The organism is Lysobacter capsici (genome assembly GCF_014779555.2).
GTDB lineage: Bacteria > Pseudomonadota > Gammaproteobacteria > Xanthomonadales > Xanthomonadaceae > Lysobacter > Lysobacter capsici.
Window position 1 is genome coordinate 527,609 of sequence record NZ_CP094357.1, and the last position, 12,913, is coordinate 540,521.

Sequence of the window (12,913 nt, forward strand, 5' to 3'; positions counted from 1 at the left end):
GGCATGCGGAAGTAATGGCGGCGCGTGCGGCGTCGCATTCAGTATCCGCCAATCGGGTTAGCGGCGCGTCGGCGTGGTGTGCAGATCGCGCGGGTGGGGTTCAGGCGGAGCGCGGGTCGATGCGGGTGCGGCGATTCGCCGCTACAAGCCGAGGCCGAATGCCATATATCCCGTGTGGGAGCGGCGTCCTGCTGGATTTCCTTCGGCCATGAGCCGCGACCGCGGCAAAAAAACCATCGCGCCGCCTGCAAGCAAGCGACGCGACGGCCATCACCGCGGCCATTCTCAGCCGCCGAAGCGATCAATCACGGAAGTAATCGTCGCGCTCGACCCCTTCATACCGCCCGGCGCCGAGGCAACAGTTCCTTAAACCTCCGCGTGGAGCCGCAGGGACAGGGATCGTTGCGGCCCAGCTTCTCGACCAGTTCCTTGTCGCCATGGACCAGCCGCCGGCCGCGTTTGACCCGGGATTCGGAGGGGAAGCCTTTGCGGCGCTTGCGGGTGATTTCACGCGTGGGCGCCGCGTCGAGCGCGGTGTCGACGATGCCGCGATCGTTATCGTGGGATGCCGCTTCGAAGTCGGTCTCGAAAGCAGGCCGCGGCGTCAAACGCCGGCGTAATCTCGGACAGCAGCGGCTCGAAAGCAGTCGCGGTGGGTGGTCTTGCGTTTCATGGTGCACCTCCGGGTGTGCGGCCCTTGCGGGCGTGGATCGCAGGCGCCACGGACGCGGCGCCTGCGGGGTTCCAAGGCCACTCTCGTCCAGGAGAGCGGCGTGTCTTGCGGCGCGGCTCAGCCGGCCAGACGCTTCTTCGCCAGCGCCGAGGCCTGGCCCATGTCGGCCTTGCCGGCCAGCTTGGCCTTGAGCGGGCCCATCAGCTTGCCCAGGTCGGCCGGGCCGGTCGCGCCGACTTCGGCGATGGTCGCTTCGATCACCGCCAGCACCTCGGCCTCGCCCATCTTGGCCGGCAGGTAGCGTTCGATCACCACGATCTCCTCGCGTTCGACCTGGGCCAGGTCTTCGCGCGCGGCCGCCTCAAACTGGCTGACCGAGTCGCGGCGCTGCTTGACCATCTTGTCGAGGATCGCGATCACCGCCACGTCGTCGAGCTCGATGCGCTCGTCGACTTCCTTCTGCTTGAGCGCGGCATTCATCAGGCGGATCACGCCCAGGGAGTGCTTGTCGCCGCTCTTCATGGCGGCCTTCATGTCTTCGGTGAGGCGTTGCTTGAGGCTCATAAGGGGCTCGTGAATCGGGAATGGAGAATCGGGAATCGGGAATCGGGAATCGGTCACGGACCGCGCGGCGGCGGCAGGATGGGGTGAGGTGGGGCGGTGGCGGTTGCCTTTCCGATTCCCCACTCCCGATTCCCCATTCCCGCTCTTCCAGCGTGGAACGCAAAAAGCCGGCAGCGCACAAGGCGCGGCCGGCTTGATGGTCATCCCATGCAGGGCCAGCCGCGAAGCTGGCCATGCGCGGAATGCGCGATCAGTACAAGCGCTGGCGCTTGGTGACGTCGCGCGAGGCGCGGCGCGCCTGACGCTTCACCGCCGCGGCAGCCTTGCGCTTGCGCTCTTGGGTCGGCTTCTCATAGAACTCGCGCTTGCGGGTTTCGGCGAGGACGCCGGCCTTTTCGCAGGTGCGCTTGAAGCGACGCAGGGCAAACTCGAAAGGCTCGTTTTCGCGGACTTTGACGCTGGGCATACGTAATCTCGTTATCTGGGACCGGCCCGGAGGACCGGGAGAGCCGCGCATTATAGCGATGCCCCCGCCGAAGGTGCAACATACACCCCATGAACGCGACATTCTCCCAGAAAACGGCTTTCCCCGCCCCCTCCCAGGGCCCGTCCCGATGAAAGTGCTGGGTATCGAGACCAGCTGCGACGAGACCGGCGTGGCCGTCTACGACACCGACACCGGCCTGCGCGCGCACGCCCTGTACAGCCAGATCGCCTTGCACGCCGAGTACGGCGGGGTGGTGCCCGAGCTGGCCAGCCGCGACCACGTGCGCAAACTGCTGCCGCTGGTCCGCCAGACCCTGGCCGAGGCCGGGCTGGGCGTGGACGAGCTCGACGGGGTGGCCTACACCGCCGGCCCCGGGCTGGTCGGCGCGCTGCTGGTCGGCGCCGGGGTCGCGCGCGCGCTGGCCTGGGCGCTGGAGGTGCCGGCGGTCGGTGTCCACCATATGGAAGGCCATCTGCTCGCGCCGCTGATGGAGGACGACCCGCTCGGCCGCCCCGAGCCGCCGTTCGTGGCCCTGCTGGTATCCGGCGGCCATACCCAGCTGGTCGCGGTCGAACGGATCGGCCAGTACCGCCTGCTCGGCGAGACCCTCGACGACGCCGCCGGCGAAGCCTTCGACAAGACCGCCAAGCTGATGGGCCTGCCGTACCCGGGCGGCCCGCAACTGGCGGCGCAGGCCGCGTTGGGAACCCCCGGCAAGTTCAAGTTCGCCCGGCCGATGACCGACCGGCCCGGCCTGGATTTCAGTTTCAGCGGCTTGAAGACCCAGGTGCTGCTGGCCTGGCAGAACAGCGACCAGACCGAGCAGACCCGCGCCGACATCGCCCGCGCGTTCGAGGACGCGGTGGTCGACACCCTGGCGATCAAGTGCGAACGCGCGCTCGACGCGGCCGGCTGCAAGACCCTGGTGGTCGCCGGCGGCGTCGGCGCCAACACGCGCCTGCGCGCCAAGCTCGCCGCGATGGCGGAAAAGCGCGGCGGCCGGGTCGCGTTCCCGCGGCCGATGTTCTGCACCGACAACGGCGCGATGATCGCCTACGCCGGCGCGCTGCGATTGCAGGCCGGGCAGCACGAAGAGGCCGCGGTGAAGGTGACGCCGCGCTGGGATATGGCGTTGTTGCGGGCGGTGTGAGGAGCTGGGAATCGGGAATGGGGAGTCGGGAATCGGACGGCGCATTCGTGCGGCCCGTGGCATGCTAGCGCCCCGCGTTTCGCCGCTCTTGTCGTTCGTTGAATGCAAACGCCATGAACGATCCCCGATCCGAACGCGATGCTTCAGATAGCGCCGCAACCGCTTTTCCGATTCCCGACTCCCCATTCCCCATTCCCGGCTCTCAACTCATGGATCACGTTTTCATAGAAGGCCTGGAAATCGAAGCCGTGATCGGCATCTACGACTGGGAGCGCGGCATTCGCCAGCCGCTGGTGTTCGATCTGGAGATGGCGTTCGACAACCGCGTGCCCGCGGCCAGCGATGCGATCGGCGACACGCTCGACTATGCGGCGGTGTGCGCGCGCATCACCGAGTTCGTCGCGCAGTCGCAGTTCGGCCTGGTCGAGACCCTGGCCGAACGCGTGGCCGCGATCGTGCTCGATGAGTTCAAGGTCGCCCGGGTCCGGCTCAAGTTGAGCAAGCCCGGCGCGATCCGCAACGCGCGCGGGGTCGGGGTGTCGATCGAGCGCAGCCGCGGGTGAGCTGAGTTGTCGAGCTGATGGCTTGGGTGTTCGGCGATCCAAGACGAAAGCGTCGGGGCTGACGCCCCGCCCACAAAAGACTTCGAAGCGTCGGCCTGAGCCCAGACACGAAAACCGCCCGCAAGCGCGAGCGCCGAAGGTCTTTTGTGGGGGCAGCCCCGACGCGCTTGTTTCAGATCGCAGTGCATCTCCCACTTGCGAATTCCCATCACAGGTTCGACGATGCCCCGGTCACTAAACCTGGGGGCAGGCGATGTTCGAGAAAATTTCCCGCAGCTGGCAATTGGCCAAGGCCAGCGCGGCGGTGCTCAATTCGGATCGGGAGCTGTTGATCTTCCCGATCATATCGGCGGTCTGCGTGCTGGTCGTGCTGGCGACGTTCCTGATTCCGGCGCTGGCGCTGGACGTGTTCGCCGACGGCTATGGGCCGGGTTCGCTGCTGTTCGCCTTCGCGTTCTACTTCTGCCAGTACTTCGCGATCATCTTCTGCAATTGCGCGCTGGTCAGCGCGGCGATGATCCGGCTGGAAGGCGGCGACCCGACCCTGGCCGACGGCTTCAACGCCGCGCGCTCGCGCTTGGGCGCGATCGCCGGGTATGCGGCGATCGCCGCGACCGTCGGCATGATCCTCAAGGCGCTCAAGGACCGCGACAACAACTTCATCGTGCGCCTGATCGGCGGCGCGCTCGGCGCGGCCTGGACCATGGCGACGTTCCTGGTGGTGCCGGTGCTGGTCGCCGAGGACGTCGGCCCGGTCGATGCGGTCAAGCGCAGCGTGGCGATGTTCAAGCGCACCTGGGGCGAGAGCACGGCGGGCATGGTCGGGATCGGCCTGGCCACGGGCCTGGCGATGGTCGCGGTCGGCCTGATCGGCTTCGGCCTGGCGTATGTGCTGGGCCTGCTGTCTTCGGCGCTGGCGGTATTGCTCGGCGCGATCACCGTGCTGGTGCTGCTGGCATTGGCGGTGTACCAGAGCGCGCTCGGCAGCGTGTACTCGGCGGCGTTGTACCGGTATGCGGTCGACGGCGAGGTGCCGCGCGGCTTTGAGGGCCTGCAACTGGAAAGCTCGCTGGTTCGTTGAGGCGCAGCATTCGCGACGGCCAGGATCGGGGCGCTTCGGCGCCCCGATTTGTTTGCGATTTCGCGCTTGTCGCTCGCGCGGCATTTGCAATGGCAAGGTAAGCGAGCCCGCATGCTCGCATCGCAACCACGTAAACCGATTGCTGGCGCGCCGCTAGTCGCGACCGCGCCACCGCGACCACGCCGAAGCGCGCGCAATCACCGCGGCGCGATGACTCGCCACTAGGTTTTGGCCAACGCCGCGGCCAGCAATTCATCGTCGACCGCCCCCAGCGCCACCGCGATCCGGCTTTCGTCGCCGGCATGCTCGGGATAGAACCACACCACCGCCGCATCGCCCGCGCGCGGCAACTGCATCGCGTCGAACTGCCCGGTCTTGGTCACCCAGCGTTCGACGCCCTGGTGATCGCTGAACTTGACCACGTAGCGAATGCGCGGCTGGTTGAGGATCTCCACGCCGGTGTCGTGGGTTTCGGTCACCACGCCGGCGGTACGCGTGCCTTCGCCGACGATCCGGCGCAGACGCTGGAAGTAGCGCAGGCGCTTGCGGTAAGCGCGCCGCGCGAGCATCGCGCACACCAGCGCCGTGGCGACCAGCAACAGCGGCAACCAGTACTGCGAATGCCAACCCAGCCAGGTCAGCCGGTCCCACTGCGCGCTGGGCGGCGAGGGCGCGGCCAGCGATGCGCCGAGCGGCACCGGCGGCAGCCACGCATCCGCCGCGCCGCGCCACAGGCCGAGCGCCCAGGCGACCTGAGTCACGGCGAAGCCGCCCCAGGTGGTCGCCGCCATGCCGTATAGCTCGGCCAGGGCGAAGCTCAGCAGGAAGCCGAGAATAAATGCGCCGAAGGCGCCGACGAAGATGCCCCAGAACATCGGCGGGGTGGCGTCGGCCGCATACGCCAAGGGCGCCACATAGCCGTCGCCGACGGGGTACTGACCGACGTGCGCGACCGAATAGGCGAACAGGCCCCACAGCGCGGCGACGATCGAAACCAAGACCCAGAACAGCCCGCTGGGCCGTTGCGGCTGTCGAAACTGATCGATCAGTTCCTGGCGCCGGACGATGGCCGGATCGACCGTGCTCATGCGCGAACCTCCCTGGATGACCGCGCCATCGTGCACGGACAGGTTGAAAGTAAACCGCACACCGCGCCGAAAGCCGCGGGTTTAGTACCAAAGCGCTAGCGTCCGGCGCCGGGCGGCGCGGCGCTGCGTGATGGTGCAACAGCCCGTTCGCCGCGCGCGACTCGCCGGCGCCGTCGCCGGACCGTATCCTGACGCCCTGTTCCTGCCGCCGCCCCAGACCTTTGAAAACCTTCGATCTGCCGCCTCCCGACGCCGACGCGCTCGCCCACAGCGCGCGCCTGGCCCAATTGATCCGCGAGCAGATCGCCGCGAACGGCGGGGCGATTCCGTTCTCGCGCTACATGGAACTGGCCTTGTACGCGCCCGGCCTGGGCTATTACAGCGCCGGCGCGAGCAAGTTCGGCCGCGACGGCGATTTCGTCACCGCGCCCGAGCTCGGGCCGATCTTCGCCGCCTGCGTGGCCGAAGCGGTGGCGCCGGTGTTGCAGCAGATCGGACCGCAGGCGCGGTTTCTGGAAGTCGGCGGCGGCACCGGCGCGTTCGCCGAGGTCGCGCTCAAGCGGCTGCTGGAACTCGATGCGCTGCCCGATCGCTACGCCATCCTCGAACCCAGCGCCGAGCTGCGTCACCGCCAGCGCGAGCGGCTGCGCGAACGTCTGGTGCCGCCCTTGTTCGAACTGCTCGAATGGCCGGACGGCCCGTTCGGCGACGAGTGGGACGGCGTGCTGTTCGCCAACGAAGTGATCGATGCGCTGCCGACGCCGCGCTTCGCCATCCATAACGAAGAAGTCCACGAAGAACACATCGTGGTCGAGGGCGAGGGTTTCGCCCGCGAGTTGCGTCCGGCCGACGATTTTCTCGCCAACGCGGTGCGCCAGGCCGAGCGCCGGCTCGAACATCCCTTCGCCGAAGGCTATCGCTCCGAGTTGTTGCCGCAGTTGCCGTACTGGATTCAGGCCGTGTCCGGCGGTTTGCGCCGCGGCGCGATGCTGTTCGTCGACTACGGTTATCCGCGCGGCGAGTTCTACGCGCCCGAACGCAGCGACGGCACCTTGCGCGCGTTCTACCGTCATCGCATGCACGGCGATCCCTTGCTGTGGCCGGGCTTGCAGGACCTGACCGCCTCGGTGGATTTCACCGCATTGGTCGAGGCCGGCGTGCATGCCGGATTCGATCTGGCGGGTTATTGCTCGCAGGCGAATTTCCTGCTCGGCAACGGCCTGGCCGGCGTGTTGCAGCGGATCGAGACGATCAAGGACGAAGCCGAAAAGCAGCGCCGGCTCGCCGAGGTCAAGCAGCTGACCTTGCCCAGCGAGATGGGCGAGCGCTTCCAGGTGATGGGCTTGCAGAAGGACGTCGAATTCGGCGTCGCGTTCCTGGCCGGCGATCTGAGTCATCGCCTGTGAGCGCGTGTCGGTTCGTCGAACGGTGTGTCGAGTTGTTCGTGGGCGCGGGCCCGTGAGCGTCGCGCCAGCGCGCGCGTGGCTGCGCGAGTTCGAACGTCCCGCGCTGTGGGTCGCGCTGTGGCTGGCGATGATCGCGGTGGTGATCGCGACCTGCCTGTTGCCCGCGCGCGATCTGCCGCCGACCCCGTTTTCGCAGTTCGACAAGATCGAACACTTCAGCGCCTACCTGGCGATGTCGGCCTATGCCGGCATGTTGTTCGCGCGGATGCGGCCGCAGGCGATCGCGGCGATCGGTTTGATCGCGATGGGCGTCGGCCTGGAATTCGCCCAGGCCCAGCTGACCGATTCGCGCAGCGGCGACGCCGCCGATGCCCTGGCCAACGGCCTGGGCGCCTTGGCCGGTTTGTTCTTGGCGCGCACGCCGGTGGCGTTGTGGCTGCAGCGGGTCGATCGCAGGCTGGCGCCTAAGCGGGGTTGAGCGGGGCGCAGCGGGACGGCTGTGGAACGGCAGCGGGATTGCGGCGTTGTTTCATTGACGTGGTCGCGGCTCGCGCCGCTCCTACAGTCGTTTCGCCCAATCACGCCGACACCGGCACGCTCCCCGCCCCTAGCCCCTGTAGGAGCGGCGCGAGCCGCGACCGCGCCACCGCACCCACGACGACGGCCTGCCACCCCGCGCAACCCACCGCTTCGCGCACCTGGCACACGACATGCGCATAAGACGTGCCAGACAAGCGCCGCCACTCGCCGAACCCATTCAGTGACGCCCGCCCATTAACCGCTGAACCGCTCATTAGCCATTCGTCATTCTAGGAAATCGGTCACAAAGGCAAAGTCGGCACAGTCACACGGCGTATTGCGTAAAGGTTAAGAACTTGTGAGGCTCCAGCGCGGGCCACGGGAGCCCGCCTCTCTTTCGCAAGGAACCGACTCATGTCTTCAGTGCATCGCAACCGATTGGCGCTGGCCGTGGCCGCCGCCATGGCCGCCAGCGCCTTCGTCCCCACCGCCGCGCTCGCCCAGGACGCCGCTCCGGCCAGCCGCGATGCGACGACCCTCGACGCGGTGCAGGTGACCGGTTCGCGCGCGCGCGGTCGCGCCGCCGAGGACACCGCGGCGCCGGTCGACGTGATCGGCAAGGAAGAACTCAACGCCACCGGCGCGACCGAGATCGGCCAGATCCTGCAGATGCTCGAGCCGTCGTTCAATTTCTCGCGCACCTTCGTCAGCGACGGCACCGACATCCTGCGTCCGGCGACGCTGCGTTCGCTCGGTCCCGATCAGGTGCTGGTGCTGGTCAACGGCAAGCGCCGCCACCAGCAGGCGCTGGTCAACGTGCAGCAGACCATCGGCCGCGGTTCGGCCGGTACCGACATCAACGCCATTCCGCTGTCGGCGATCGAGCGCATCGAAGTGCTGCGCGACGGCGCCGCCGCGCAGTACGGCTCGGACGCGATCTCCGGCGTGATCAACATCATCCTGAAGAAGCAGACCGAAGAAACCCAGCTATCGTTCCAGGCCGGCAAGAACTACGCCGGCGACGGCGCCAACTACCAGGGCTCGGTCAACACCGGGGTCAAGCTCGGCGACGACGGCGGCTTCCTCAACTTGTCGCTGGAATACCGCGACCGCGCCGAAACCAATCGCGCCGGTCCCGACAGCCTGCGCGTCAATCCGCCGCGCGTGACCCAGCGCCTGGGCGACGCCGACGCGACCGACGCCTATTTCTGGTTCAACGGCGGCCTGCCGGTCGGCGCCGGCGAGCTGTACTGGTTCGGCGGCCTGTCCAGGCGCAAGGGCGATTCCTCCGGCTTCTTCCGCAGCCCCGGCGACAACCGCACGGTGCCGGCGCTTTACCCGGACGGCTTCCTGCCCAACATCCTGACCACGGTCGACGACACCTCGCTGGCGGTCGGCTACAAGGCGACGATCAACGACAACTGGGACTGGGACATCTCGGTCAACCGCGGCCGCAGCAAGTTCGGCTTCGAGGAAAGCAACTCGGTCAACGTCAGCTGGTGGTACGAGCCCAAGCCCGGCGGCGGCATTTATGCGCAGTCGCCGACGAGGGCCGACACCGGCACCCTGCAGTTCGACCAGACCACGTTCAACCTGGATTTTCGCGGCACCCTCAAGGGCTTCAACGATCGTCCGCTGTACCTGGGCACCGGCGTGGAATACCGCAAGGACGACTACCAGATCCGCGCCGGCGCGCCGGTGACCTACACCTACGGCCGCACCAACAACCGCGCGATCAACATCGTCGGCCAGACCGGCGACACCGCGCAGCCGGGCATGCAGGGCTTCCCGGGCTTCTCGCCGAACGAAGCGGTCGACGACGGCCGCCACAACTACGCGATCTACCTCGACGCCGAAACCAACCTGACCGACAAGTTCCTGCTCGGCGGCGCGGTGCGTTACGAGGATTACTCCGACTTCGGCAACACCACCACCGGCAAGCTGTCGGCGCGTTTCGACGCGACCGAGCAGTTCGCGCTGCGCGGCACGGTCTCCACCGGTTTCCGCGCGCCGGGCGTGCAGCAGCTGTTCTACAGCCAGCGCTCGACCAACCTCAATGCCGCCGGCGTGCTGACCGACACCCTGACCGCGCGCCAGGACAGCGCGGTCACCCGAGCGTTCGGCATCGAACCGCTGAAGGAAGAGACCTCCAAGAGCGCCTCGGTCGGTTTCGTGCTCAAGCCGAACGATCGCTTCTCGCTGACGATGGACGTGTTCCGCATCGACATCGACGATCGCATCATTTTCTCCAGCAACATCCAGCCCGAGTCGGTCGGCACCAACGGCCAGCCGTGCGCGCCGGGCAACGGCAACTGCCCGATCCGCGCGATCCTCGATCCGATCGGCGTCGGTCAGGTGCTGTTCTTCACCAACGCCATCGACACCCGCACCACCGGCGTGGACATCGTGGCCAACCACAACACCGAGTTCGCCGGCGGTTCCAAGTTGAACCTCACCGCGCTGGTGCATTTCAACAAGACCGAAGTGAAGGACCGCCGTTCGCAGTCGAGCATCCTCTCGCCGAGCGCCTTGTTCGACGACACCCAGGTGACCTTGATCGAACGCGGCCAGCCGCGCGAACACCACGTGCTGCAGGGCGTGTACGAGATCAACAAGTGGGAGTGGACCGCGCGCGCCAACTACTACGGCCCGGTGACCGGCGAAGGCTTCACCCCGGGCGTCAAGCAGACCTGGGGCGGCAAGTGGCTCGGCGACCTGGCGGTGCGTTACAAGTTCAACGACAAGACCAGCGTGACCGTCGGCGGCAACAACATCTTCGACACCTATCCCGACAAGTGGGACCCGCAGACCGGCGCGCCGTTCCCGCAACTGGGCTTCAAGTACGGCTGGGAAACCTTGCCGTTCGGCATGAACGGCGGCAGCTATTACGCTCGGATCGATTATCGGTTCTGAGCGGCTCCGCATTCGCTGCAAACCAACCGCCGCGCGGCTGAGTCGCGCGGCGGTTTTGTTTTATGCGGTCGAGTACGGCTCGCGATATTGCACAGTAAATCTTGCTGTTTTGATGCGATTGATGGCGCCGCTTGACCGGCGAAAAATCGCTTGAAGGCGCCTGATCAGGTGATCGTCGCGCAGTGCTTCAAGGACTCGGCGTTCGACGAACGCGCGGGCAAGGGCAAGCACAGCGCGCAGGGATTGATGCAGGTTCAGCCCAATGCGATCAAGCAGGTGTACGCGGTGGGCCTGAAGGCGAAACTCGGCGAGACCCCGAGCGATATTCAGAAGGCGGCGGCCTTCAAGGAAGCGAAGGCGGCCTACGATAACGACGAATTGTACAAGGGCGCGACCAATATCCAGGTCTGCACTGAGTACCTGCAATACTGGCTGGACAAGAGCAACGGCGATATCACCAAGGTCTACGCGGGATACCGTGGGCCGGAACAGCCGACGTACTGCAACAAGATCTAGATCACCGCCGACAAAATGGACGCGGATCCGAATTCGATAAAGCCGCTGCTGGAAATGAAAGACCTCAAATGAAACGTATCGGCCTGAGTCTGCTGTTGCTGCCCGCCCTGGCCTTGGCCGGGACCAAGCCCGTGTCCTGCGACCTGGGGCCGGCCAAGCAGCCGCGTGTCGCCGAGATTTCGCGCGCCGGCAAGATCGAAGACACCTACGTCTACTCTTTGCGCCAGGGCAAGGCGGCGAAGGCGACCTTGTGGGGTGGCGAGTCCGACGACTCGCGCGGCTCCGAGGTCAAGGTCAAATGCGTCGGCGACAGGCAGCGCGCGCTGGCGGTGATGGGCGAATTCATGTCGGCCGGTTATCCGCGCGGACTGGTGCTGGTGTACGACACCGGTAGGCGCGCCTACGAGCGGTTCGATTTCGCCGAACGCAATGCCCCGGGCTGGTTGTACCTGGGCGCGAAGGACCGCCTGCTGGTGTTTCCGCCCGGCGGACGCCTGGAGACCGAACGACGCTACCTGGTCTATCGCTTCGCCGCCGGTGCCGGTCAGGACGATAGCGAGGAGATGGTCGACGCCTTGCCCGAGGCCGACGGCTACCGGGTGATCAGGATCGATCTTTGACCGGTCCGCGGCGTTGGATGGCGCCGACGCGATAACGCGGACGCACGATGGGTGGTTGCGTTATCGCCGTTACCAAGCCGCCAACTAGCTGCTCTCGCTGCTCTCATTGCTCTCGCCACGACGGGCCGCGATCGCCGCGATCCGCGCGCGCCGCATCGCCTCGCCGACCGCCGGCCCTTCCAGTCCCGCTGGCAAATCGCTCGCGCGCACCTTCAACGCCGCGGCCAGGGCGGCGCACAAGGCCGGTCCCTGCGGATACTCGCCGTCCTGCAAGCCCAGCCGGCCGCGCTTGTCGGCTTCGCACACCAGCGCCATCTGTTCGATCCGCTTCGGGTTGCGGAAGCCGTCGCAGCGCGCGATCAGCTCAAACACGGTGCGCGCGCGCAGCTCGTTGAAGCGATGCACGTTGAGGTGTTCGCGACACACCGCTTCGGCGAGCAGGCGGTGCTCGGTCGGTATTTTCAGGCGCGCGCACAAGCCGGCCAGCGGTTCCAGTCCGGCGCGTTCGTGATTGAGATGGCGCGGCAGGATGTCGGCCGGGGTCAGCGCCTTGCCCAGGTCGTGGGTCAGCGCGGCGAAACCGATCAGGTCGTCGCCGGGCGCGAGCTGCGCGGCCATGTCGACCACCATCTCGGTGTGGATGCCGGTATCGACTTCGGGATGGAATTCGGCGCGCTGCGGTACGCCGTACAAGGCGTCGACTTCCGGCAGCACCACCGCCAGCGCGCCGGCGTCGTGCAGGGTGCGCAGGAACGCCGACGGCCGCGCGCAGCTCAGCGCGCGGCGCAGTTCCTGCCAGACCCGTTCGGCGACCAGGTCGGACAGTTCGCCCGACTCGGCCATTTGCCGCATCAACGCCATCGTCTCGGGCGCGACGGTGAAGCCGTGTTCGGCGAAGCGCGCCATGAAGCGGCCCGCGCGCAGCACCCGCAACGGGTCTTCGACGAAGGCCGGGCCGACGTGGCGCAGCACTTTCGCCTCGAGGTCGCGCGCGCCGCCGTAGGGATCGACCAGGCGGCCGTCGCTTTCGTCGCGGGCGATCGCGTTGATGGTGAAGTCGCGCCGGCCCAGGTCCTCGTCCAAGGTCACCGACGGATCGGCGTCGACCACGAAGCCGCGGTAGCCGCGTCCGGACTTGCGTTCGGTGCGCGCGAGCGCGTACTCCTCGCCGCTGTCGGGGTGCAGGAACACCGGGAAATCCTTGCCGACCGCCTTGAATCCGGCCGCGAGCATCGCCTCGGGGGTTTCGCCGACCACAACGTAGTCGCGATCGCCCGCCGGCAGGCCGAGCAGGGAATCGCGCACCGCGCCGCCGACCAGATACACCTTCATC

Annotated in this window: 12 protein-coding genes and 1 pseudogene; 8 read left to right on the forward strand and 5 right to left on the reverse strand. The window is 67.1% G+C overall.

What is annotated here, in order from left to right; all coding sequences use genetic code 11:
- Positions 1-335 precede the first annotated feature (335 nt).
- From IEQ11_RS02150 to rpsU, 3 genes are all read right to left on the reverse strand, one after another.
- Entirely contained in the window at positions 336-608 is a 273-nt protein-coding gene (locus IEQ11_RS02150) for an SEC-C metal-binding domain-containing protein (protein WP_194735222.1), read from the reverse strand.
- 182 nt (positions 609-790) lie between these two features.
- Positions 791-1,237 (reverse strand): GatB/YqeY domain-containing protein, encoded by a 447-nt coding sequence (locus tag IEQ11_RS02155; protein WP_036112471.1) that lies wholly within the window; start codon positions 1,235-1,237, stop codon positions 791-793.
- Positions 1,238-1,487: 250 nt separating this feature from the next.
- The gene (rpsU, locus tag IEQ11_RS02160) at positions 1,488-1,703 is read right to left on the reverse strand and encodes a 30S ribosomal protein S21 (protein WP_031371286.1); all 216 of its coding nucleotides are present in this window, start codon (positions 1,701-1,703) and stop codon (positions 1,488-1,490) included.
- 148 nt (positions 1,704-1,851) lie between these two features.
- Here rpsU and tsaD point away from each other — a divergent pair.
- The 3 genes and pseudogenes from tsaD to IEQ11_RS02175 all read left to right on the forward strand — a co-directional run bounded on the left by tsaD (position 1,852) and on the right by IEQ11_RS02175 (position 4,518).
- Positions 1,852-3,025: pseudogene (gene tsaD, locus IEQ11_RS02165) on the forward strand (tRNA (adenosine(37)-N6)-threonylcarbamoyltransferase complex transferase subunit TsaD).
- A 58-nt stretch (positions 3,026-3,083) separates the two neighbouring features.
- Entirely contained in the window at positions 3,084-3,437 is a 354-nt protein-coding gene (folB, locus tag IEQ11_RS02170; protein ID WP_036112582.1) for a dihydroneopterin aldolase, read from the forward strand.
- Positions 3,438-3,690: 253 nt separating this feature from the next.
- Complete coding sequence (locus IEQ11_RS02175; RefSeq protein ID WP_191823513.1) at positions 3,691-4,518, forward strand: DUF6159 family protein; 828 nt, start codon at positions 3,691-3,693, stop codon at positions 4,516-4,518.
- A 221-nt stretch (positions 4,519-4,739) separates the two neighbouring features.
- Here IEQ11_RS02175 and IEQ11_RS02180 read toward each other — a convergent pair whose 3' ends face one another.
- On the reverse strand, positions 4,740-5,606 hold the full coding sequence (locus tag IEQ11_RS02180; protein ID WP_191823514.1) for a hypothetical protein: 867 nt from the start codon (positions 5,604-5,606) through the stop codon (positions 4,740-4,742).
- Between the two features lie 221 nt (positions 5,607-5,827).
- On the opposite strand from IEQ11_RS02180, the gene IEQ11_RS02185 reads away from it, so the two are divergent.
- The 5 genes from IEQ11_RS02185 (at position 5,828) to IEQ11_RS02205 (ending at position 11,580) form a co-directional block, all read left to right on the forward strand.
- On the forward strand, positions 5,828-7,012 hold the full coding sequence (locus tag IEQ11_RS02185) for a class I SAM-dependent methyltransferase (RefSeq protein WP_096412097.1): 1,185 nt from the start codon (positions 5,828-5,830) through the stop codon (positions 7,010-7,012).
- A 52-nt stretch (positions 7,013-7,064) separates the two neighbouring features.
- Positions 7,065-7,490 carry a VanZ family protein gene (locus IEQ11_RS02190; RefSeq protein ID WP_232526235.1) on the forward strand — a complete coding sequence of 142 codons (426 nt, stop codon included), beginning with the start codon at positions 7,065-7,067 and terminating at the stop codon, positions 7,488-7,490.
- A 455-nt stretch (positions 7,491-7,945) separates the two neighbouring features.
- Positions 7,946-10,444 carry a TonB-dependent receptor plug domain-containing protein gene (locus IEQ11_RS02195; RefSeq protein WP_046659789.1) on the forward strand — a complete coding sequence of 833 codons (2,499 nt, stop codon included), beginning with the start codon at positions 7,946-7,948 and terminating at the stop codon, positions 10,442-10,444.
- Between the two features lie 150 nt (positions 10,445-10,594).
- Positions 10,595-10,960: a transglycosylase SLT domain-containing protein gene (locus IEQ11_RS02200; protein WP_191823515.1), complete on the forward strand. Its 366-nt coding sequence runs from the start codon at positions 10,595-10,597 to the stop codon at positions 10,958-10,960.
- A gap of 68 nt (positions 10,961-11,028) precedes the next feature.
- On the forward strand, positions 11,029-11,580 hold the full coding sequence (locus tag IEQ11_RS02205; RefSeq protein WP_191823516.1) for a hypothetical protein: 552 nt from the start codon (positions 11,029-11,031) through the stop codon (positions 11,578-11,580).
- A gap of 84 nt (positions 11,581-11,664) precedes the next feature.
- Here IEQ11_RS02205 and IEQ11_RS02210 read toward each other — a convergent pair whose 3' ends face one another.
- On the reverse strand, positions 11,665-12,912 hold the full coding sequence (locus IEQ11_RS02210) for a multifunctional CCA addition/repair protein (RefSeq protein WP_046659793.1): 1,248 nt from the start codon (positions 12,910-12,912) through the stop codon (positions 11,665-11,667).
- Between the last annotated feature and the right edge of the window lies 1 nt (position 12,913).

Excerpts from the sequence above, each read along its gene's own strand:
- IEQ11_RS02175 (WP_191823513.1), top strand. The coding sequence starts at position 3,691 with ATGTTCGAGAAAATTTCCCGCAGCTGGCAATTGGCCAAGGCCAGCGCG.
- IEQ11_RS02195 (WP_046659789.1), top strand. The coding sequence starts at position 7,946 with ATGTCTTCAGTGCATCGCAACCGATTGGCGCTGGCCGTGGCCGCCGCC.
- IEQ11_RS02180 (WP_191823514.1), bottom strand. The coding sequence starts at position 5,606 with ATGAGCACGGTCGATCCGGCCATCGTCCGGCGCCAGGAACTGATCGAT.
- rpsU (WP_031371286.1), bottom strand. The coding sequence starts at position 1,703 with ATGCCCAGCGTCAAAGTCCGCGAAAACGAGCCTTTCGAGTTTGCCCTG.
- IEQ11_RS02210 (WP_046659793.1), bottom strand. The coding sequence starts at position 12,912 with ATGAAGGTGTATCTGGTCGGCGGCGCGGTGCGCGATTCCCTGCTCGGC.
- IEQ11_RS02155 (WP_036112471.1), bottom strand. The coding sequence starts at position 1,237 with ATGAGCCTCAAGCAACGCCTCACCGAAGACATGAAGGCCGCCATGAAG.
- folB (WP_036112582.1), top strand. The coding sequence starts at position 3,084 with ATGGATCACGTTTTCATAGAAGGCCTGGAAATCGAAGCCGTGATCGGC.
- IEQ11_RS02205 (WP_191823516.1), top strand. The coding sequence starts at position 11,029 with ATGAAACGTATCGGCCTGAGTCTGCTGTTGCTGCCCGCCCTGGCCTTG.